This window comes from Clostridium lamae (assembly GCF_033043255.1).
Taxonomy (GTDB): Bacteria; Bacillota; Clostridia; order Clostridiales; family Clostridiaceae; genus Clostridium; species Clostridium lamae.
Map to the genome: position 1 here is coordinate 1 of NZ_JASCQJ010000016.1, position 22,967 is coordinate 22,967.

The window sequence follows — 22,967 nt, forward strand, 5'->3', positions numbered from 1 at the left end:
ATATAAAACTAAGTGATAGTATAAAAAATAAATGATAATAGAAATAAAAAAATCATTTATACTTAAAAGGATATAGAAATTAAAAATTATCTAGAGTATAAATTTTCTAGCTTATTTTTATTTAGAAAAGTTATAAATAGTTTATTCTATGAATAACTTTCACTTTCATAATTCCTAATGAAATGAGGAATTATTACCTTCAGTTTAGGAGGAGATAAATATTATATGACGGTGACTTGGAACGCAGTGACGGAACAAGGAATATAATATTTATCTCCTTTGCTTTAAGATTAATTTAAGGTAAAGATGATATTATTTACTCAATTAAATAATAGGAGGATTTTTTATGAGTAAAAAGATTATAGCGATTCTTTCTATAATGTCTATTTTAATAGGGGTTACAGGTTGTACAAATAAATCGGCTACAACTAATGATAATACTGTATCAAGTGATTATGCAGAAAATATAGATACTACTATTTCTTTAGGAGATACTATTTCAGTTGATGGAAATGGAGCCACAGTTGAAAATAATAAAGTTATAATAAGCTCTGCTGGAACATATGGTATATCAGGAACCTTAAAGGATGGACAAATAATAGTTGATGCAGGTGATGAGGATAATGTTAAATTAGTTTTAAATGGTGCTAATATATTCAGTTCAAAGAGTGCGCCTATATATGTTAAGAATTCTAAAAATGCATACTTAGTTTTAGCAGATGGTAGTGAAAATATTGTTACAGATGGAGAAAATTATGTTTTTGAAGATGAAACTAATGATGAACCAAATGCAACAATTTTTAGTAATGATGATTTGTTTATAAGTGGTAATGGTAAGCTAACTGTTAATTCTAATTATAATAATGCAATAGCAAGTGATGATGACTTAGAAATCGGTGATGCCAATATAGATATAATTTCTGTAGCAGATGGACTAAGAGGTAAGGATTCCATTACAATTTCTAGTGGTAATATTAATATAAATGCTACAGGAGATGGGATGAAATCTAACAATACAGAAGATACTTCAAAGGGTTATGTATTAATTAAGGATGGAACTATTAGTATAACTTCAGGAGAAGATGGAATTCAAGCTGAAACAAGTGCCACTATAACTGGAGGAGACTTAACTATAAACACTGGTGGTGGTAGTGAAAATGGCAGTCAATCTAGTTCTTGGGGTAACTTTGGAAATGGAATGTTTGGAGGAAATACTAATACTAATTCAGAAGAGGATACAGTTAGCGCTAAAGCTATTAAGGGTTCTGTATTAGTACAAATAGATGGAGGAAATATAAATATAGATTCTGCTGATGACTCAATACATTCTAATGGTAATGTAGAGATAAATGGAGGAAATATAAATATAGTTTCAGGTGATGATGGAATTCATGGAGACTCAACAATAGATATAAATGATGGAGAAATTACCATAACAAAATCTTATGAAGGAATTGAAGCAGAAACTATAAATATTAATAATGGAAAAATTAATATTGTTGCAAGTGATGATGGAATAAATGCAGCTGGTGGAAATGATGGTTCTTCTGTAAATGGTAGACCAGGACAAAATATGTTTGCTTCATCAGGAAGTGGAGTTATTAATTTAAATGGTGGAAGATTAGTTATAGATGCTAGTGGCGATGGTGTTGATGCTAATGGTTATATAAATATGAAAGATGGAGTAGTAATAGTAAATGGAACAGAGAATAATGGAAATGGTGCTTTAGATTATGATAAAGAGTTTGTAATTTCTGGAGGATTATTTATTGCAGCAGGAAGTTCAGGTATGGCTCAATCACCAAGTGAAACATCAAGTCAAAATTCAATTAATGTATTTACTTCAGTTTCAGCAAATACAATACTTCATATTGAAGATGAAAGTGGTAATGAATTAATAACATTTGCACCAAGTAAATCAGTAGGGTCTATTGTTATATCTTCACCAAATATAAAAACTGGAACAACTTATAAGGTTTATACTGGTGGAGAATCAACAGGTACAGCAACTGATGGATTATATTCAGAAGGAACATATTCAGGTGGAACAGAAGGAGATAGCTTTACTATATCTAGTACAGTTACTAATATAGGTGGAAGTGCTGGTGGATTCAGAGGTCCAGGTGGATTTGGAGGCCAAGGTGGTGGAAGAGGAAACCAAGGAGGAATGCCTTCAAGACCTTAGGTAAATAAAAAAGATAACATAGTGATTATAAATAAATTTAAGTTTAAGAAATGGAGTTGTCGCAGCAGCTCCTAAATTAAAAATGTAGAATTATTGAAGTAATTCCAAAGGAATTACTAAAAACATATATATTTTATAAACTCCTAAGGGAGTTTATTCTTTAATTTTACATTTTTCATTATTCATTTTACATTGTGCGACAGCTCGATTTTATAGTTTATATTAATTTTTTATTTCTCAGGTATTAATACTGCATCAATAACATGAATTGTGCCATTACTAGCAGGAATATCAGTAATTATTATTTTAGCGTTATTAATAAATACTGCACCATCCTTTACAGTTATATTAGCTGTTTTACCATTTAGTAATGTAAGTTTTTTACCATCTAATTTTAGTATATCTGCAGAACTTAAATTACCTTTAGCAACATGATAAAGTAATATATTCTTAAGTGTATCTTTATTTTCAGGTTTTAATAAGTTTTCTAAAGTTCCAGCAGGAAGTTTTTTAAATGCATCATCTGTAGGAGCAAATACAGTAAAAGGACCTTTTCCTTCAAGTGTATTTACTAAATTTGCCTTATTTAATGCTTCTACTAATGTATTAAATCTTCCATCACTCTTAGCAATTTCTACTATGTTTTTATCTTCTTTTACCTGTGTAGATGCATGAGAATACATAGAGAATACAGGTAATATCGAGATGAGAAATGCTAGTAATATTGTTGATATAAATGTTTTTGTGAAATTTTTCATAAGTTTTAATCTCCAATTTAAAAAATGTATTTTATAATATAATTAAGTGTTGAAATATAGTATTAATTATTACTAAAGAAAATTTGGTAATAATTAATACTAAAGTCTTTAATAAATATTAATCTTGGTAGTTTTGATAAGAGCTATTTGCTATTGATACTGCATTATTAACAGCAGTTAATGCTTTTTCTATCTCTTGTCTATTACTTGCTTTTTCAACAGAACTCATAGCTTGATTTAAGGCGCTTTGTGCAGTAGATAATTGATTGCAAGCACTTTGTAATTGATCCTTTGCATTTTTTTGCATACTTATTCACCACCTTACATTTCTTTGTATTACTTTTTACATACTTAGTATTAGATTTATAAGATAGTTATATTCATTAAATTCTTAAATGAAAATATTTTATAAATACTTCTTAGTTAATCCAAAATATTCATAAGTAATTTTTTTGTAATATTTCTTTTATAATTATATGTTAAAATTAGTAAAATAATTAGGTGGATAGGGGATGATGATAATATATAAAAGAGTTATTTATTTTGTTATTGAAATATTTTTATTAATTACTTGTTTTATTGGATGTGGAACTCTAAATAATAAAATTGATAAAAGCAAAGTAGATGTTCCAACAGAAATTGAAACAATTACTGAAATTATCCCAACCGATGCTAAAGTAGATGAAGAAACTTGGATTGGTGTTGATATGGCAACTATTAACTATGCATCAGATGATAGGATTGTTATTCATGGGAATTTTGGACTTTTCGTTTATGATTTAAATGGTAAAAGAATTATTAGAGGAATTGATGTTAAATCTATAGGATGTGGCTCAACTCAAGGAGATAATGCTTGTGTTGTTTCTGTAAGCAATAATGGAAATGTAATTAGATTACATCCATCTAGCAGTGAGGATATGTATATTTATGATGTTCAAGAAAATACACTAATAAAGACAAGATACGGTAAATTAGATGATGAACTTAAAACTTTACCAATAGATGAATCGTATGTACAATATGATGAGGAATATACTTATTCATATATAAAACTTCTTGATGAAGAGGTTAGTTATTTAAGGTGCCCTAGATCAAATATGGCAATAGATTTACAATATATAAAGAATGATAAGGTATATGAGATATTTAAATAAATGGAGTTTTGATAAGTTCTATACATCTCTTATTATTATTTTTAAGAGATGTATAGGAATATATTGACAATATTGATACTCGATATTACAATGATAATATAAGATAAAAAGTTTATTTTATATAGTTTAAATATCGAGTATCGATACTTAAGGAGTGAGTAAAGATGCCAAGAGAACAGTTTCAAAATTTAACTGAACCAATGTACTATATATTAATATCATTACTAGAAGAACGCTGTGGAGTAGATATAATGGCAGCAGTAGACGATATATCAAAAGGAAGAGTAAAAATAGGTCCTGGAACCCTCTATGCTTTACTTGGCAGATTTGAAAAAGAAGAAATGATTAGAGAAACTGAGGTCATTGGGAGAAAAAGAAGTTATATAATTACAGAAAAGGGATTTGAAATACTTAAAGAAGAATATAATCGATTAATAAGGTTAGTTAAAGATGGAGAATCTTTTTTAGGGGGAAATAAAATGGTAGAAATATATACTATGGAGACTATAAGTGAAGAAGAATTAATAAATACTGTTTATGAAAATGTATTTAAAGAAAAATAAAAGTGCATTTAAAATATATATAATAAGGAGTTGTCCCAAACAACTCCTTATTATGCAATTTTAGAAACTCCATAAGGAGTTTCCTCTATAATTCTTTCATTATTTCATTCTTTAATTTTTTCATTGTGCTATAGTACATAATTAGTTGTACACTTTTTCTTCAAGTCCAGCAAAGTTTAGAGAAATATTTAAATTTCCATTTTTACATCTTAACTCATCGATAAATTTCTTTTGATCTACATCAAGCTTCATTTGAATTATATAATGGATTTCAAAAAGAGAACCAAAATCTCTTGTTTTAATAGTTTCAATTTTCCATGAGTTTGTGTATTTGTTTAATATGTCATCAAATATTCCATCATAATTTAAATCTTCAGGAATTGTTATTTTAAGCTTTGAAGTTTTAGTTTTAGGCATAGCAAACTTTGTTGCATCTAATATTAGTGTTAAAGCACAAAGTACTATAGTAAATATAAAGGCATATCCAATATATCCCATACCACATGTTAATCCAACAGCTAAAGTAAAGAATACATAAGTTATATCCTTTGGATCTCCAGGAGCACTTCTAAAACGAATAATTGAGAAAGCTCCAGCTAAACTGAAGGCTCTTGCTACATTATTACCAACTAAAAGTATAATAATTGATATAATAACTGGTAACATAATTAGTGTTACTGTAAAACTTGGAGCATAACCTTCCCTTTTATGTGTTCTCATGTATGCAAGGCTAATAATTAAGCCAAGAACAATTGATGATGAAAGAATAATTAAAGCATTGAGTAAAGTAAATGATTCCCCGTTAGTTGATGTTATTATTGTTTCTAGCATATGCTTTTCCTCCTTATGTCAGAAATGTTATTTAAACAATAGCTCTTATATTCATTTCCATATTTAGAAAAGTGAGTATTGTATATTTTGAATTCTGAAAGTGATTTAGTTAACCAAAGTGGTATAGCACCTAATATTTTAACTTCCATAAGATAACAACCCTTTGGAAGTAGATTTTCTCCAAAGCCACTAATATTAAAAGATAAGTTATCACGTCTACTTAATATATTTGAATCAAATGTGATTCTAAAATCTTTATCATTTTTTCCGAATAAGGCTTTTCTACTATAACTTATAAATACTTTAGGCTTTACATTATTGTTTTCTAAATAGTACTCTATTTCATCTAAAACTTGATTATTTAAATAATCAATAGAGCTTGGCCTTATTCTAGATTCTAAAAATATTTCAGCTTCTTTCAATGTTAGGGTGGCCCTTCTTTTACTTACGATTCCATTAATTTTTTTCTTAAGTTCTAAAAAAACTTTATCATCTTTATCTATAGGAGCTTTATAACTTCTTAATCTAAGCTTTTCTTTATAGTAAGGTTTATTAATTGAATGTCTAATCACTTGATTATCATCAGTATCATAGTAAATACTATAAATATTATAGTTATTTCCATCTTTACAGTATTTATCTGCATTCATATATTTATATAAAATAGGTAGAAGAGATTTATATTGACTTTCATTTAATATGAACTTCTTTTCAAATCTTTTAAATGCTTTTATTGCCATATAATTACCTCCTGTTAATTTTCTTCTTGTGGTAATTATATAAACTTAAGCTTAAATAAATCTTAAATTGGAAAACATTATTTAAAAAATATGTTATTTCTTCTATAAAAATAGTAAAATGGAGGTAAGATATTTTTTTACAAAATTATGTAAACGATATAATGATTATTTATGGGGGATTAAATATGAGGGAATGTGATTATGAGATTGATGAGGAGAATATATTTATAAAAGATGTACCTAGGCAAAACTATTTGAAATTATTATCTAAGCAATATCCAAGTATAGCAGAGGCTTCAACTGAAATAATAAACCTTGAAGCAATTTTAAATTTACCAAAAGGAACAGAACATTTTTTAAGTGACATACATGGAGAGTATGAACCTTTCATACATGTTCTAAAAAATGGTTCAGGAGTAGTAAAAAGAAAGATAGAAGATATCTTTGGAAATTCACTTATGGAAAGTGAAAAAAAGAGTCTTGCAACTTTAGTTTATTATCCAGAGCAAAAATTAGAAATAGTACTAAAGGAAGAGAAAAACATTAATGATTGGTACAAAATAACATTATATAGACTGATAGAGTTATGTAGATTTGTATCATCAAAATATACGAGGTCAAAAGTAAGAAAAACTCTTCCTAAAGATTTTTCTTATGTTATAGAAGAATTGTTGCATGAACAAGTTAGTGAAGTAGATAAAGAAAAATATTATGATAGAATTATTACTACAATAATTGAAATTGATAGAGCAAATGAATTTATTGTTGCTTTATCTAAGCTTATTCAAAGGTTAGTTATTGATAGACTTCATATTTTAGGAGACATTTATGATAGGGGACCTAGACCTGATATAATTCTTGATACATTAACTGACTATCATTCAGTTGATATTCAATGGGGAAATCATGATATTTTATGGATGGGTGCAGGGGCTGGATCTAGAGTTTGTATGGCAAATGTATTAAGGATTTCTGCAAGATATTCTAACTTAGATATAATCGAAGATATATATGGAATTAATATGCTACCTTTAGCTACCTTTGCCCTAAAGTATTATAGAGAAGATCCTTGTAAAAACTTTATTCCAAAAGAATATGATAATAATTCAGAAATAGAATTGATAGCAAAGATGCATAAAGCTATAACAATAATTCAATTTAAGCTTGAATACGAAGTTATAAGTAGAAATCCAGAATTTAAAATGGAGCATCGATTATTATTAAATAATATAGACTTTGAGAATGGAATTATTAAGATTAAAGATAAAACTTATAAGCTTAATGACCTAAATTTCCCTACAATAGATAGAAAAAATCCATTTAAACTTACTAGAGATGAAAAAATATTAATTGAAAAAATAGAGTCATCTTTTATTAATAGTGAAAAGCTACAAAGACATATTGCATTCCTTTTTGAGAAGGGTACTATATATTTAAAGTATAATGATAGTTTATTATTTCATGGATGCATACCATTAAATTCTGATAAGTCCTTTGCAAGCATGAATATTCAAGGGAAATATTATAAAGGTAAAGATCTATTAGAAAAGTTTGAGTTATTAGCAAGAGAAGGGTATTTTAGCAAAAGAGATACTAAGGAAAAAGAGTATGGAATGGATATAATGTGGTATCTTTGGACAGGGGCTAAATCATCTCTTTTTGGTAAGGATGAAATGACAACCTTTGAAAGATATTTTATTGATGATAAAGCTGCTCATATAGAACATAAAAATCAGTATTATAAATGTAGAGATGATGAAGAAATTTGCAATAAGATACTTAGTGAGTTTGGAGTAAATTCAGATGAAGGAAGAATAATTAATGGACATGTACCAGTTAAAAATAAAAATGGTGAGAGTCCAATTAAAGCAAATGGGAAATTAATAGTAATAGATGGAGGATTTTCAAAAGCATATAGAAGTCATACAGGAATCGCAGGATATACATTAATTTATAATTCTTATGGGCTACAGTTAGTTGCTCATGAACCTTTTGATTCTACTGAAGAGGCTATAGTTAAGGAGAAGGATATACTATCTACAACTTTGGTAGTTGAGAAAAAATTAGAGAGAAAAAGAGTAGTAGATACAGATATTGGAGTAGAACTACAAAAGCAAATAAAGGATTTAAAAATGCTTCTTACTGCTTACAGAAAAGGGTTAATTAAATAATTTAATTGTTAAAACTCCATTTAGATTAACAATTGTAAAAAAATTAATTATTAAATCTCTGTTCAATTAAATTGACGGAGATTTTTTAGCTTTCTAAATTGTAATTTTAAAGTAATTTAGTAGTCGTGATTTTAATATAGAATTATATTGTAATTACAAAATTTGGTTAGAGGTGGGAGTATGAGAAAAATAATATTAACTAAAAATAAGGTTTTGATTAGTGTATTAATATTTATATTTGTAATAGCTGGATTTATAAGCTTTAAGAGTATATATAAGAAAGACATTTATGAAAATGAAGGAATTAATATGACAGAAGAAGACAAAGAGGTTGTAGATAAGGTTATAGAGATGGCACAATCAAAAATTGGATTACAATATGTTTGGGGAGGCAAAGGAGAAATAATGACTGAAGAGAGGCTTGATGAACTTATTAGTTATTACGGAGATAGTTACTATCCTTTAAGTAGAGAAACTTATATAGGTAGCCAAGCTTTTGATTGCTCAGGATTAACATATTGGTTGTATAGAGAAGTAACAGGCGAAGAAATAGGTTATTCAACCTTTGATCAAGAAGATATTTTACAAGGTTATGAAGTTAATAAAGAAGAGGTACAACCTGGTGATTTAATATATACTCCAGGGCATGTAGTTTTATATAAGGGTAGGGGGAAAACAATTAACGCTGAAAACAAATATAGCTATCCAATTGGAGGAGTAAAAGAAGGAAATCTTTATTTAAGTGATGATAGTGTAATTTATAGACCTATTGATTATATTAATTCCTTAAAATAATTTTAGATTAGGGAACTTTTTTAGTTATTTATTACTCTTAGTTATATAAGGTGGTAGCAAGTTAGGGGGAATATGCTTGGAACTAGAAGTGAAAAAGGCTATAAATGGTGATAAAGAAGCTCTTTTAAATTTAATTCTTAAAGAAAAAGATAATTACTATAAGTTAGCATATTTCTATATGAAAAATGAACATGATGCTTTAGATATACTTCAAGAAATGATAATAGTTGTATATAAAGAAATTCCAAAGTTGAAAAAATTAAGTTCATTTTATATATGGAGTAAGAAAATATTGGTTAATTTATGTAAGAAAGAATTAACTAAGGAAAATAAATTTGAAGAAATAGATGAATTCTTATATTCAGAAGAAAAGGGCTTTAAGGATACAGAGAATCAAATTTATTTAAAATCATTAATAGAAATGTTAAATGAAGATCAAAAGGAAGTAATTAAGTTTAAATTTTACTTAGATTATTCCTACGATGAAATTTCTAGGCTTCTAGGTATTCCTCTAGGAACAGTTAAGTCTAGAATTAATAAAGGTCTTAATAAAATAAGAAAAAATATAGGTGGTGATATAAATGATGGACTTAGATAAGGAATTGAAAAATTTAAAAGAAGATAAGTTAAATGCTCCACCAGGATTTGAAAATTTAATGAGAGAAGCTTTAGTTAGTGCTGAAAGAGATAAAAAGAAAAAATTTAATTTAAATAATAAATACATTAAGGTTGCAATATTATTTATATCATTTCTTTTTATTATTAATATTAGTACAGTTTCAGCAATGATAAAGAAGTTAATAGGATATGATGAATATTTTTCTTATTACAGCTATGTTGAAAAGTTAAATGAAAATGGAGAACTACAAGAGGTTAACCAAAAAGTAAGCTTTAGTAATGGAAAAGAAATAACTATCGAAGCTATAGTTTATGATAATAAATATACTGCTGTTTTTATAAGAGAGAAAATTACTAAAGAATATGGTGAAGAAGCTAATATTGAAGCTATAGATGGAAAAACTACAGGAGTAATAGGCGTATATGGGGGAAATGCTGAAAATGGAGAGTACCTAAGAGTTGAAAGATTTAAAATAGGAGAAAATAAAGAAGATTTGACTTTAAGTATAACTGAAGAAGGTGAAAGAAAAGAAATAACTATTGATATTGATGAATCTAAAATAGTTAAAGTAAAAAATATAAAGCCAGAAGATAATGAAATAGAAATAGATGGAGTAAAATTTGTAGTAAATAGTTTAAGAGTCAGTCCACTTGCTATAAATCTAGATTATTCACTTGTTTCAGAGGATGCTGAAAAAGTTAAAGCTATTCAATTAAACAATGGTGATTTCTTTAGTGAGGGAATATATTTTATGCCTATAATTGAAGGAAGAAATATTGAGGCGATGGGAGTATTATCATTTGATGAAAGAGAAAATTTAAGCAATGGTATTAGATTAGTTAAAAATTTTGTTCTTAAAGATTTAGCTATAGATAAGTTTAATAATGCAAAAATAATAATACAAAGAGCAAATTTTAGTGAAGATTTAAACTTAGATATGAAAAGTAATGTAAATGATATTAAAATAAATGATAATCTATTTATTGAAGAATTAAAATATAATGAAGGAATGAAAACTGTAGATATTGCTTATTGGAGTAAGTATAAGAAGAAATGGTCATATAAATATTTATATTATGAAATACTCCCTTATGATGGATATATTTCATTTGAGCCTTCAGCTCATAAAAGTAATATAAAAGAGTATTTAGGTAAGTATTATAGAGAGTATGAATTTAATAGAAGGCAACTATATATTGGAGAAGGTAAAAAGTTCTTTATTGTAAATGATAAAGCTATAGATATTAGTAAGAAAGATAGAACTATTAAAGTTAAAATTGATTATTAGTTTATAGAATATTAGAAAAATATTGACAACTATAAAAATAAGTTTTATAATCCGTATTAATAAATAAGCAAAACTAAGAATTATTTTAATAGTTCGGAATATAAGATAATAAAAGCTGTGATAAGAAGAAGTAGTGATTCGTAAGTCTTACAGAAAGTTACCGGTTGATGAGAGGTGCAAGAAAAACTAATTATGAATACATCTTTGAGCTTCACACCAAATGGCGTTATTGCATAAAAATAAGAATTAGAATAATAACCAAATTATTAACTTTAATTTAAAAAACTCTATAAGAGTTTTTACATTAATTCTACATTCTACATTTTACATTTTTCATTATGCGAAGCATTTAGTAGGCTGTGACGTATTCCTTGCACACGTTATAGTGCTAGAGTATTACCTAGTTTAATCTAGAGTACTCGAAAAGGTAGGCAATGTGAGTTGCCTATGAACTTAGGTGGTAACACGAAGATTTATCTCTCGTCCTTTGATATAAAGGGCGGGAGTTTTTTATTTTCTAAAATAGTCTTAGAGTTACAAGATAATGCAATATTGTCAATTTATAAATTCCGAGTTATGAGGAATTTAAACCTTTAGCTTTAAAGTATAAAATATACTGTTGTGATGACTTGGAGCTTGCGACGGAATAAGCAACAGTATATTTTATACGATATTATCCTTATAGAGCTTGCTTATATTAAAAAAATATAAGAGGAGTGTCAAAGAAATGAAAACAGTAGAGGAACAACTAAAAATTATTAAAAAGGGAGTAGAATTGATAGTTAGTGAAGAAGAACTTAAATTAAAGCTTGAAAAATCTATAAAAAATAATAAACCATTAATTATTAAATTAGGACTTGATCCAAGTGCACCTGATATACACCTAGGTCATGCCGTTGTTTTAAGAAAAATTAAGCAAATGCAAGATTTAGGACATAAAGCAATAATAGTTATAGGTGATTTTACAGGAAAAATTGGAGATCCAACAGGGAAAGCAAAGGGAAGAAAAGCATTAACTGAAGAGGAAGTATTAAGAAATGCAGAAACTTATAAAAATCAAATTTTTAAAGTCTTAGATAAGGATAAAACTGAAGTTAAATTTAATAGTGCTTGGCTTTCAAAGTTAAATTTTGATGATGTATTAAAGCTAGCAGCTACAACTACTGTAGCTAGAATGTTAGAAAGAGATGATTTTCAAAAAAGATATAAAAATAATGTTCCAATAGGAATTCATGAATTCTTTTACCCATTAATGCAGGCATTTGATTCAATAGTACTAGAAGCTGATATTGAACTTGGTGGAACAGATCAAACCTTCAATATACTCATGGGAAGAACTTTACAAAAGTCAAGGGGACAAGAGCAACAAATTGCAATGTTTATGCCTTTATTAGAAGGTCTAGATGGCATTGAAAAAATGAGTAAAAGTCTAGGAAATTATATTGGAGTTAATGAAGAAGCTAATGTAATGTTTAAAAAGGTAATGGAAGTACCTGATAATTTAATAATTAAATACTTTGAATTAGCAACTGATGAGCATCCAGATAAAATAGAAGAAATAAGAGAAAGACTTAAGTCTGGAGAAAATCCAAGAGATATTAAGTTAGAATTAGCAAAAATTATAACAGGTTTATACCATTCAAAAGAAGAACTAACTGAAGCTATAGAATTTTACAATACTGCATTTACTAAAAAATCTATACCAGATAATATTCCAAGCTTAAATATTAATGGTAGTACATTAAGAGATATTCTTGATGAATTGGTAAAGGAAAAATTCGTATCTAGCAAAAAAGAATTCAATAGATTACTAGAACAAGGTGGAATTCAACTCAATGGGGAGACAATAAATACACTAGACACAAATATTAAAGAAAATGATGTGTTAAAAATAGGAAAGAAGAAGTTCCTTAAACTAATAAGATAAAATAATAGGTATATTTGGTATAGAAGTAATTTTACTAAATCATAATATTAGTCTTTTTAATATTTGAAAAAAGTATAAGTCTATATAAGTGTATAATAATTATATATTTATATGATTATTATAGAAATTAGATAAAAATACAAATTGCGAGGAGATTAATATTATGTTTTGTGATTATCATGTTCATACAAATTTTAGCGATGACTCTGAATATATTATGGAAAATGTAATAAAAGATGCTATAAAAATGGGAATGAAAGAAATTTGTTTTACAGATCATGTTGATTATGGCGTTAAAATTGATGTAGAGGATTTAAATAAATCATTATATGTAAAGAAACCATTCTTAAATGTTAATTATCCATTATATTTTGATGAGATTTCAAAATTAAAAGAAAAATATAAGGATAAAATAGTTATTAAACAAGGAATGGAGTTTGGTATGCAGATGCATACTATACCTCAATTTCAAGCATTATTTAATAAATATCATTTTGACTTTATTATACTTTCAATCCATCAAGTAAATAATAAAGAATTTTGGATTTATGAATTTCAAAAAGGCAAAACAGAAAGAGAATATTATAGAGAATATTATATGGAACTATATAATGTAGTTAGAAATTATCATGATTATAGCATTTTAGGACATATGGATTTATTGAAACGCTATGATGACAAGGATGGGTACGATTCTTTTAAAGAAAATAAGGATATTATTACAAATATATTGAGATATATTATTGAAGATGGCAAAGGTATTGAGTTAAATACTTCTTCTATTAGGTATGAGCTTGATGACCTTATGCCGTCTAGAGACATCTTAAAACTTTATTACAATTTAGGTGGCAGGATTATTACAATAGGTAGCGATTCTCATGTAAAGGAAGATTTAGGAGCTCATATTGAAACATTAAAAGTAGATTTAAAAGAAATAGGCTTTACTGAATTTTGTACATTTGAAAATATGAAACCTACATTTAATAAGCTATAGAAGTAAAAAATAAGTATATTGTGATGACATATCAAAATTTACTAGGAGATGTTAAATATGAAGGAACTATATTTAAAATATAAAATAATAAGAATACTAATTAAAATTTTAATTGTCATTTTAGTACTATTCTTATTGGTATTTTTCTTTTTAAAGTTATGGGAGCCTTTTGGTGGAACTCCATCGAAAGAGGATAAAATAGATTATGAAGAAAGAGCTATTAATTATAAGGATGGATCATTTCATAGCCAAAATGATTTTCAAATGATTTATAATGATGACAAAGAAAATCAGTATGTTTCTAGTAAAGATGTGTTACCAATTGATGATTTACCAGTAGTAAGGCCAAGTTATTTAGAAAATCCAAGTGTTAATGATTTTAATATAACTTGGTTTGGACATTCAACTATATTAATGCAAATACATGGAATGAATATTTTAATAGACCCAGTATTTAATGAAAAGGCATCTCCAGTATCATTTTTAGGACCTACTAGATATAGTGATTTAGTTATGGGAACTGATGAATTACCAGATATAGATATCGTAGTTATTTCACATGACCACTATGATCATTTAGATTATAAAACTATAAAAGAAATAGATAGTAAAGTTGATAAATATATAGTTCCATTAGGAATAGAAAACCATTTGGAAAGATGGGGAGTAGATGAAGATAAAATAATAAATTTAGCTTGGTGGGAAGAAACAACAATTAATGGATTACTAATAGGCTGTACACCAGCAAAACATTATTCAGGAAGAAGCTTAAATGATAGGTATAATACTTTATGGGCTTCATGGGTGTTTATTGATGAAAACTATAAAGTCTTTGAAAGTGGAGACAGTGGTTTTGATAAGCATTTTGAAGAAATATATAATAAATATGGAGAGTTTGATTTTGCAATGTTAGAGTCTGGACAATATGATGTTAGATGGAGAGCTACACACATGACTCCAGAAGAATCAGTGGAAGCAGGTAAAAAACTTAAGGCTAAAATAATAATGCCAATTCATTGGGGTGCTTTTAAACTGGCAAACCACCCGTGGGACGATTCTGTAGAAAGATTTACTTTGAAAGCTTCTGAAGAGAATATTACTTATGTAACTCCTATGTTAGGTGAAACAATAAACTATGATTTAAATCCTGAAATAAATAAGTGGTGGACTAATATAAAATAAAAAAGGATATCTATTTCTTATTTTGGAATAAGGTCCAATTTATAGAAGTAGATATCCTCTATAGTATATTTTAAGATATTTCAAGCTATAAACTAGTTTTTACATCCAAGATTCTATAATAAATATGTTGAGGTGCAACACATAATCTAAAATATTGGAGTTATAACATTATTTGTTATGAGATAACTTTGATCTCTTTGTAAATTTTTTACCGTTAGAATGAGCACCTTTCTTTTGGCCATTTTCAATTCCTATTTCTGCTCCTGATTCAGAGTACATTTTCCTAAGTTCTGCATTTGATTTAGGACGATCTTTACGTCTGTTTTTATTATTATCCATATTTAATTACCTCCTAAGATAAGTTGTCTATATTATTATTTCCTTAATAAAATAAAAAATGATATATAAATAGATACTGTCATGGTAGTTATTAATAGTTAAGTAAAAAGTTAATATATTTATCTCTTACTTATCTTAAGGCTTTAAGTTTATTTAATAAACTATGATATTCTTTTTCTAATTGATCTTTTTTTCCTAAGTCATTTTCGAAAGATAGCAAAGAAATAACCTCGGAAAGTTTATTTTCCAGTATTAATTTATTTTCTTTAATTATCTTTTCAGTTTTATCTTCTTTAGGTTTAGACTTAAAGTTTACATACTCATCATAACTACCATCAAATTGATAAACTTTATTATTATCTATTTCTAATATATAGTTACAAATATTAGAAATGAATTTCCTATCATGAGATACTATTAATAAAGTCTTATCAGTATTTTTAAGTGCATTTTCAAGAGATTCCATGCATTTTATATCTAAATAATTAGTTGGCTCATCAAGAATAACAAAATTATTATCAGAAAGTAATAGCTTGCAAATAGCAACTTTAACTTTTTCTCCACCACTTAGATTAGAAACCTTTTTATAAACAGCATCACCTTTAAATCCAAATCCATCAAGATTAATTCTAATAAAACTTTCTTGATATGATGAGTTAACTTGAATATTTTCTAATATTGTTTTATCCGGATTTAAAATGTTTTGTTCTTGATCTAGAAAACCAAATACAACATTATTAGATATTTTAATGCTTTCATTATTATTTTTAATCAATTCTTTTAAAAGAGTACTTTTGCCAGAACCATTTTTCCCTATTAGGGCTACTTTTTTACCTTTTTTTATTTTAAAGTCAGCATTTGATAATAAGGTTTTATCTTTTACTATAAGATTTAGATTTTTTACCTCAATAGGGTTTTTGGAAGTAAGTTCTAAACTTTCTATAACATTTATCTTTATTTGCTTCTCATCTTTTGGCTTCTCTTTTACCTCTAGATGTTCAATTCTGCTATTAATTGCTTTAATGGTATTATCTAAATGTTTCTTTGCCTTTTGGCCACCCATTTTATGAAGTCTAGCTTCTGAGTTTCCCATTCTTTTTGGTGTTCTTCTTATAGCGTTTTTAAGTTTTTCTTTAACTACCATAGCTTCTTCAAGTCTTCTTTTTTCATTTATATATTTATTATATTCATCATTTTGTCTAGTCTTTTCTAAAGCCTTAAGTTCTAAATACTTTGTATAGTTACCCTTATATAAATTTATTTTTCCATCATCAATTTCAATTATTGTATTACATAAAGCATCTAGAAAATTTCTATCATGAGAAACTAATATGAATGAACCAGTATGACTTCTAAACATTTTTTCTAGAGTTTCAATACTATTACTATCTAAATTAGAAGTTGGCTCATCTGCAATTATAAGTTCTTTATTTTCACTTAAAGCATTAGAAATTTTGAGCTTTACTTTTTCACCACCTGATAAATAATCTTTATATTCTTTAGGAGCATTAAATAAGCTAGTTACCTTACTAATAGAAGAATCTTCTTCATAGTTTTCTATTTGGCTAATATAAGAAAAACTTTTAGTTAAATATACACTTCCTGAATCAGCTTCTTCTTCACCAATTAATATTTTTAATAGAGTGCTTTTACCAGCACCATTTACACCTACTAATCCTATTCTATCTCCTTTTAAAATTTCTAATTTCTTAATATCTAGAATTAATCTATCTCCATAATATTTTTTTACGTTATTTAATAATGCTAATTGCATAAAAAAATCCCTCCTTATTTTGGGAGAGAGTTATAGACATATAAAAAAGGCAACACAAATAAACCTTTAGTCAATAATCTACTCTCCATAAATTTGAGCATACAAAAAAAGCCTAGGTTTGTTTTATATGCACTAAAATTAATTAAAGTAGATTACATTTTCATTTATGAAATTACCTTTTCCTTTCGTATAATAAGTTTTATTTTTTTGAAGAAAATATATCTTCACTTATATTATATATAAAATTTTAAATTTTAGATAGACTAATATTTAATATTTATAGTAAATAATTAATTTTAGCATTTAAGTTAAAATGGTATAATTGATATTAATAAGTAAAAAGGAAGTAAAATTTATGAGTAAAATTATTAAAAAAGAAATAAATAAACTTATTAAAAAGGAAAATAAGATAGTTAACAAAAAGAGAAACAACTTTATTAAAGATAAATTAACACCAATATCAGAGAAAATAGAAGGGAAAATTCCTGACAAATTAAGAGTAACGCTAGAAAATGCTTTTTATAATGCCTTCAAGATAGTATTTAAAAATGGTAGTAAGTATATAGAAAAGCTTTATAATAAGGAGGAGCTAAAATTAGACCATGATATAAATGATTATTCTTTAAATAAGAGAATGACAAAGAAAAGTTTAAAATTAATAGATTATCAAGGTAAGAAAAGTAATCTAATTAATTCTACTATTTCAACTATTGAAGGGATAGGTCTAGGTGCTTTAGGAATTGGAATACCTGATATTCCATTATTTATTGCAATGATATTAAAAACAATTTATGAAATTGCTTTAAGCTATGGATTTAATTATGAAAAAGAATCAGAGAAAATATATATTTTAAATTTAATTAATGTTTCATTAACAGATGAAGAGGAAAAAATCTTTTATAATGAGAAATTAAATGAAATAGAAAGAAAAATTACTTTAGGTATGGAATTAGAAAATGTATTAGAGGATGAAATTAAAGAAACCTCTAAAGTATTATCTAATAATATGTTAATAGCTAAGTTTGTTCAAGGGCTTCCTATTGTCGGAGTAATAGGTGGTATTACAAACTATCAATTTATTACTAAAGTAAGTAAATATGCAAGAATTAAGTATAAGAAAAGATATTTAAATAAATATTAATTTTTAATATTAGAAAGGAGATTAAATGAAGAAAACAATAGGGATACTTGCACATGTAGATGCAGGCAAAACAACATTTTCAGAACAATTACTTTATCATACAAATAGTATTAGAAATAGAGGAAGAGTAGACCATAAAAACTCATTCTTAGATTCACATAACATAGAGAAGGAAAGAGGAATTACAATATTTTCAGATCAAGCTGTTTTTGAAACAGATGATTCCACTTATTATCTTATTGATACTCCAGGACATATAGATTTTTCGTCAGAGATGGAACGTGCACTTAGTATTTTAGATTATGCAATATTAATGGTAAGCGGGGTAGAAGGGATTCAGGGGCATACTTATACTATTTGGTCATTACTAAAAAAATACAATGTTCCTACCTTCTTTTTTATAAATAAGATGGATAGAACAGGTGCAAACTTAGAAAAAATAGTGGAAGAAATTAAAGAGGATTTAACTAGTGATATATGCTATATTAATAAGTTGAATGATTTGGATGAAGAATTAATTGAGTTTATTTCAGAACGAGATGATACTCTTTTAGATAGATATTTTAATGGAGAATATAATGAGAAAGAATGGATTTATAATCTTAAGAAGCTTATAAGAGAAAGAAAGGTTTTTCCTTGTCTCTATGGAAGTGCTCTTCAAGACGAAGGAATTCATAATTTCATTAATATATTTAATGAGTTAACATTTAGTAATTATAACGAAAAGGATAACCTTTCAGGAAGAGTTTATAAAATAAAGTATGATAATAATGGAACTAGAATTACATTTATAAAAATTCTTAATGGAGAAATAAAGGTTAGAGATGAAGTGTCTTATGGAAAAAGTAAAGAAATAAGAGAAAAGATTAGTAGCATAAGAATTTACAATGGGAATAAATTCATTACAGTAGATAAGGCCTCTGCTGGAGATATAATTGGAGTTACTGGTCTATCTATGCTTAAAGCTGGTGATGGAATTGGGCATTTAGATGATTGTGTGAATTTTAATATGATTCCAACCTTAATGTCTAAGGTTATTTTCGATAAAGAATATAATGTAAAAGAAATATTAGGATATTTCAGAATATTAGAAAGTGAAGATCCTGCTTTAAGCGTTTTATGGAATGAAGCTTTGCAAGAAATTCAAATTTCTATAATGGGAAAAATTCAATTGGAAGTATTAAAAGAAGTAGTTTATGAAAGATTTAACATAAAAGTAGGTTTTGGTCCATGTAAGATTATGTACAAAGAAACTATTGGAAGTTCATCTTATGGATATGGACATTTTGAACCACTAAAACATTATGCTGAAGTTCATTTGAAATTAGAACCTAATTATAGAGGTGAAGGAATAACATTTGAAAATAAGTGCCATGCAGATGATTTAACGACAGGCAATCAAAACTTAATAAAGACACACATATTTGAAAGAAATCACCACGGACTTTTAACTGGATCTCCAATTACGGATATAAAATTTACTTTATTAACTGGAAGAGCACATAATAAGCATACAGAAGGTGGAGATTTTAGAGAAGCTACTTTTAGAGCTATTAGACAAGGACTAGAGAAAAGTGAAAATATACTTTTAGAGCCATATTATAAGTTTAAGATAGATGTTGATTTAGAGTATATGGGAAGAGTGATTTCAGATATTCAAAGATTAAATGGAACGTTTAATGCACCAGAAACAAAGTTAAATAAAGTCACGATTACTGGAAGAGGGCCAGTATCTACTTTTATGGATTATAGTTCAGAAATACTTACTTTTACAAAAGGGAAGGGAAGTATAAATTTAATTTTTGATGGATATGATTTATGCCATAATAAGGATGAAGTAATAAAAGAATTAGGATATGATAAAAATGCTGATATAGAATATTCTTCTAGTTCAATTTTTTGTTCTAAAGGACAAGGATTTATAGTATCGTGGGACAAAGTGGAAGAATACATACACTGTGAAAGAAAAGAATAAAAAGGAGATAGAGATTATATTCCTTGCGACCTCGCAGGCTCCAAGTCGCCAGAATATAATATCTATCTCCTTCTATAATTTTACATTATTCATTTTACATTAATATAATTAGAATAGATGAGCAAGAAGCTTATTTCCATCTTCAAAAACTGTTACAGTGAAATAGTTCCAAGGTACCACTGTTGCACCAACTCTAGAGATTGCAACTCTAATTTTAAATGTTGATCCTGTATTAGTTTCAAGACTTACTCCTTCAAAAGTGACTTTATCTAGCCTTACGATCATTTCCTCACCGGTAGCTAATTCCATTTGAGATCTTAATGAATTTAAATCTTTAATAAGTTTTTCTTTATTTGATTCTGTTATTGAAACATATCCATTTTCAGAACTACTATCATATGAAACTAAGTAATCATAAACTGTGGAATCTTCATTTAGGTATAAGTATAATAAGTCATTAATAAAATCTATTTCCTTATATTCACCAGAAGAATAGTGAATTGATTGTTGGTCATCATATATGTTAAAACCTTCTTCTATTTGAGATAAATCTTTTGAAGAAGTATAAGTTTTCCCTAAAGCTTCAAAAATAGTTGGAAGCTCAGGTTCTTTGACATCTTCAGTCTGTTGGATTTCTGCATTGCTTTCTTTATCTGCATTTGTATTAATAGATGATGAACAACTAATTAAAGTCATAGATAAGAAAAGTAATATCAGAACTAATAAATTATTTTTCATTATATCCTCCCAAAAGTAACTAGTTTAAAGTGGTATGTAATTTAATTTTATGATAAATAAAAAGAAAAGTAAATTGCTACAGTATATAATATTGATAATTGAATTTTATATAAATATAATATAAAGTAGAATAAATATTATAAGGAGGAGAAAAAAATGTCAGTAAAGATGCTACACACTTGTATAAGAGTAATGAACTTAGAAAAGTCTTTAAAGTTTTATCAAGAAGCTTTAGGGTTAATTATAACAAGGAGAAAGGATTTTCCAGAGCATAAGTTTAGCTTGGTATATCTATCAAATGAAGAAGGTGGATATGAAATAGAATTAACTTATAATTATGATATGGAAAAGCCTTACGAATTAGGAAATGGATTTAGTCATATAGCTGTAGAAGCTGAAGATTTAGAAGCAATGAGGGAAAAACATATAGCTTTAGGATATGAAGTAACACCTTTTAAAGGACTTCCTGGAACTAAACCTTCATACTATTTCGTAACAGATCCAGATGGATATAAGGTAGAAGTTATAAGAGCTAAATAATATAAAACTAGTAACTGGGTAAAGTTACTAGTTTTTTTTGCTTGTTATATTCATAAAATAAGTTGAACTACATTCTAATTGATATCAATTATTGATTAAGATATAATATAATTATATCAATTATTTTCAAAAAAAGGATGAAGGTGTATTTTTATGAGTAAAATATCAATTATTGGCGCAGGAGCAATTGGAGCTACTACTGCCTTTGCCTTATTGCAAAAGGGAGTTGCTAGACAAATAGTAATTAATGACATTAATCAAGAAAAAGCATTAGGGGAAGTACTCGATTTGATACATGGAAGTGCTTTATCGAGTCCGTGTAATGTTACATTAGGTTCTTTAGAAGATACAAAGGAATCAGATATTATTATAATTACAGCAGGAGTTGCTCAAAAACCTGGAGAGACTAGATTAGATTTAGTTGATAAGAATTATAAAATTTTTAAAAGCTTTGTACCAACATTAGCAAAATTAAGCCCAAATGCGATAATTTTAGTTGTTTCGAATCCAGTAGATGTATTAGCGTATATGACTTATAAACTATCAGGTTTTCCTAAGGAAAGAGTTGTTGGATCAGGTACAGTATTAGATACAACTAGACTTAGAAGTTTATTAGGTAAATATTTTGGAGTAGATGGTCGAATTGTTCAAGGTTATGTTCTTGGAGAACATGGAGATAGTGAATTTGTTCCGTGGTCATCTTTAACTATAGGAAATATTCCAATAGAAGAATTCTCAAGTCAATTATCAATAGAATGGGATCAAGCGACAGAAAAAGTTATTGCCGATGATGTAAAGAATGCTGCATATGAGGTTATTAATAGAAAAGGGGCAACAGCATTTTCAGTTGCAGCTGTTTTAACGAGAATAGTTGAGGCATTCTTAAAAGATGAAAAAACTATATTATCAGTTTCAACTTTATTAAATGATTACTATGGTGTAAGCGAGACATATTTAAGTGTTCCAACTATAGTTGGGAAAAATGGAGTAGAAAAAGTATTGAATATTAAATTCTCTGAAGAAGAAAAAGAAAAATTTGTTTCGTCAGCTAATTTAATGAAGGAATATATAGATAGAATAAATGAGAACTAAGTAAGAGTTATAAAAAGTAAAGGTAGACTATTCGTGCATGTAAAGATGCAGGTATAGTCTACTTTTGTATTTCATAAAACTTATATAAATTTTATATAAGTTTTAAAATAAAGAAGTAATACATATTATAGATTAGCTATTATTTTAGAAAGGTAATTGGG

General features: G+C 27.0%; 20 protein-coding genes and 1 pseudogene. 14 read left to right on the forward strand and 7 right to left on the reverse strand.

What is annotated here, in order from left to right:
• Positions 1-346: 346 nt before the first annotated feature.
• Positions 347-2,185 carry a carbohydrate-binding domain-containing protein gene (locus tag QK892_RS09395; protein WP_317273293.1) on the forward strand — a complete coding sequence of 613 codons (1,839 nt, stop codon included), beginning with the start codon at positions 347-349 and terminating at the stop codon, positions 2,183-2,185.
• A 230-nt stretch (positions 2,186-2,415) separates the two neighbouring features.
• On the opposite strand, the gene QK892_RS09400 is transcribed toward QK892_RS09395, so the two are convergent.
• Together QK892_RS09400 and QK892_RS09405 are read right to left on the reverse strand one after the other, a co-directional pair.
• Complete coding sequence (locus QK892_RS09400) at positions 2,416-2,943, reverse strand: fasciclin domain-containing protein (protein ID WP_317273294.1); 528 nt, start codon at positions 2,941-2,943, stop codon at positions 2,416-2,418.
• 118 nt (positions 2,944-3,061) lie between these two features.
• Positions 3,062-3,250: an EscE/YscE/SsaE family type III secretion system needle protein co-chaperone gene (locus tag QK892_RS09405; protein ID WP_317273295.1), complete on the reverse strand. Its 189-nt coding sequence runs from the start codon at positions 3,248-3,250 to the stop codon at positions 3,062-3,064.
• A gap of 205 nt (positions 3,251-3,455) precedes the next feature.
• Between QK892_RS09405 and QK892_RS09410 the strand changes: the two genes are divergently transcribed.
• Both QK892_RS09410 and QK892_RS09415 read left to right on the forward strand, forming a co-directional pair.
• Positions 3,456-4,097 (forward strand): hypothetical protein, encoded by a 642-nt coding sequence (locus QK892_RS09410; RefSeq protein WP_317273296.1) that lies wholly within the window; start codon positions 3,456-3,458, stop codon positions 4,095-4,097.
• Between the two features lie 164 nt (positions 4,098-4,261).
• Positions 4,262-4,564, forward strand: a pseudogene (locus QK892_RS09415) (PadR family transcriptional regulator); the annotation flags it as partial.
• Positions 4,565-4,801: 237 nt separating this feature from the next.
• On the opposite strand, the gene QK892_RS09420 reads toward QK892_RS09415, so the two are convergent.
• Both QK892_RS09420 and QK892_RS09425 read right to left on the reverse strand, forming a co-directional pair.
• On the reverse strand, positions 4,802-5,491 hold the full coding sequence (locus QK892_RS09420) for a DUF4956 domain-containing protein (RefSeq protein ID WP_317273297.1): 690 nt from the start codon (positions 5,489-5,491) through the stop codon (positions 4,802-4,804).
• On the reverse strand, positions 5,485-6,231 hold the full coding sequence (locus QK892_RS09425; RefSeq protein WP_317273298.1) for a polyphosphate polymerase domain-containing protein: 747 nt from the start codon (positions 6,229-6,231) through the stop codon (positions 5,485-5,487). Before QK892_RS09425 ends, QK892_RS09420 begins: the two co-directional genes overlap by 7 nt.
• A 185-nt stretch (positions 6,232-6,416) precedes the next feature.
• On the opposite strand from QK892_RS09425, the gene QK892_RS09430 reads away from it, so the two are divergent.
• From QK892_RS09430 to QK892_RS09460, 7 genes are all read left to right on the forward strand, one after another.
• Complete coding sequence (locus tag QK892_RS09430; protein ID WP_317273299.1) at positions 6,417-8,402, forward strand: fructose-1,6-bisphosphatase; 1,986 nt, start codon at positions 6,417-6,419, stop codon at positions 8,400-8,402.
• 180 nt (positions 8,403-8,582) lie between these two features.
• Positions 8,583-9,197: a C40 family peptidase gene (locus QK892_RS09435; protein ID WP_317273300.1), complete on the forward strand. Its 615-nt coding sequence runs from the start codon at positions 8,583-8,585 to the stop codon at positions 9,195-9,197.
• Between the two features lie 76 nt (positions 9,198-9,273).
• Positions 9,274-9,795 carry an RNA polymerase sigma factor gene (locus QK892_RS09440; protein WP_317273301.1) on the forward strand — a complete coding sequence of 174 codons (522 nt, stop codon included), beginning with the start codon at positions 9,274-9,276 and terminating at the stop codon, positions 9,793-9,795.
• On the forward strand, positions 9,779-11,104 hold the full coding sequence (locus QK892_RS09445) for a DUF4179 domain-containing protein (protein WP_317273302.1): 1,326 nt from the start codon (positions 9,779-9,781) through the stop codon (positions 11,102-11,104). Before QK892_RS09440 ends, QK892_RS09445 begins: the two co-directional genes overlap by 17 nt.
• 727 nt (positions 11,105-11,831) lie before the next feature.
• Positions 11,832-13,031, forward strand: a complete 1,200-nt coding sequence (gene tyrS / locus QK892_RS09450) for a tyrosine--tRNA ligase (RefSeq protein ID WP_317273303.1) — start codon at positions 11,832-11,834, stop codon at positions 13,029-13,031.
• 163 nt (positions 13,032-13,194) lie between these two features.
• A complete protein-coding gene (locus tag QK892_RS09455) occupies positions 13,195-14,025 on the forward strand; it encodes a histidinol-phosphatase HisJ family protein (protein WP_317273304.1) in 831 nt (276 codons plus the stop codon).
• Between the two features lie 57 nt (positions 14,026-14,082).
• Positions 14,083-15,207: an MBL fold metallo-hydrolase gene (locus tag QK892_RS09460; protein ID WP_317273305.1), complete on the forward strand. Its 1,125-nt coding sequence runs from the start codon at positions 14,083-14,085 to the stop codon at positions 15,205-15,207.
• A gap of 168 nt (positions 15,208-15,375) precedes the next feature.
• On the opposite strand, the gene QK892_RS09465 is transcribed toward QK892_RS09460, so the two are convergent.
• Positions 15,376-15,546: a hypothetical protein gene (locus QK892_RS09465; RefSeq protein ID WP_016207335.1), complete on the reverse strand. Its 171-nt coding sequence runs from the start codon at positions 15,544-15,546 to the stop codon at positions 15,376-15,378.
• A 130-nt stretch (positions 15,547-15,676) separates the two neighbouring features.
• The gene (cplR, locus tag QK892_RS09470) at positions 15,677-17,320 is read right to left on the reverse strand and encodes an ABC-F type ribosomal protection protein CplR (RefSeq protein WP_317273306.1); all 1,644 of its coding nucleotides are present in this window, start codon (positions 17,318-17,320) and stop codon (positions 15,677-15,679) included.
• Positions 17,321-17,675: 355 nt separating this feature from the next.
• Here cplR and QK892_RS09475 point away from each other — a divergent pair, with 355 nt between their 5' ends.
• Together QK892_RS09475 and QK892_RS09480 are read left to right on the forward strand one after the other, a co-directional pair.
• Positions 17,676-18,461: an EcsC family protein gene (locus QK892_RS09475; RefSeq protein WP_317273307.1), complete on the forward strand. Its 786-nt coding sequence runs from the start codon at positions 17,676-17,678 to the stop codon at positions 18,459-18,461.
• Positions 18,462-18,486: 25 nt separating this feature from the next.
• The gene (locus tag QK892_RS09480) at positions 18,487-20,436 is read left to right on the forward strand and encodes a translation factor GTPase family protein (RefSeq protein WP_317273308.1); all 1,950 of its coding nucleotides are present in this window, start codon (positions 18,487-18,489) and stop codon (positions 20,434-20,436) included.
• A 108-nt stretch (positions 20,437-20,544) separates the two neighbouring features.
• Here the strand turns inward: QK892_RS09480 and QK892_RS09485 are convergent, their stop codons facing one another.
• The gene (locus tag QK892_RS09485) at positions 20,545-21,174 is read right to left on the reverse strand and encodes a hypothetical protein (RefSeq protein ID WP_317273309.1); all 630 of its coding nucleotides are present in this window, start codon (positions 21,172-21,174) and stop codon (positions 20,545-20,547) included.
• 156 nt (positions 21,175-21,330) lie between these two features.
• Between QK892_RS09485 and gloA the strand changes: the two genes are divergently transcribed.
• Positions 21,331-21,714 (forward strand): lactoylglutathione lyase, encoded by a 384-nt coding sequence (gene gloA / locus QK892_RS09490; protein ID WP_317273310.1) that lies wholly within the window; start codon positions 21,331-21,333, stop codon positions 21,712-21,714.
• Positions 21,715-21,867: 153 nt separating this feature from the next.
• Positions 21,868-22,806 (forward strand): L-lactate dehydrogenase, encoded by a 939-nt coding sequence (locus QK892_RS09495; RefSeq protein ID WP_317273311.1) that lies wholly within the window; start codon positions 21,868-21,870, stop codon positions 22,804-22,806.
• Positions 22,807-22,967 lie beyond the last annotated feature (161 nt).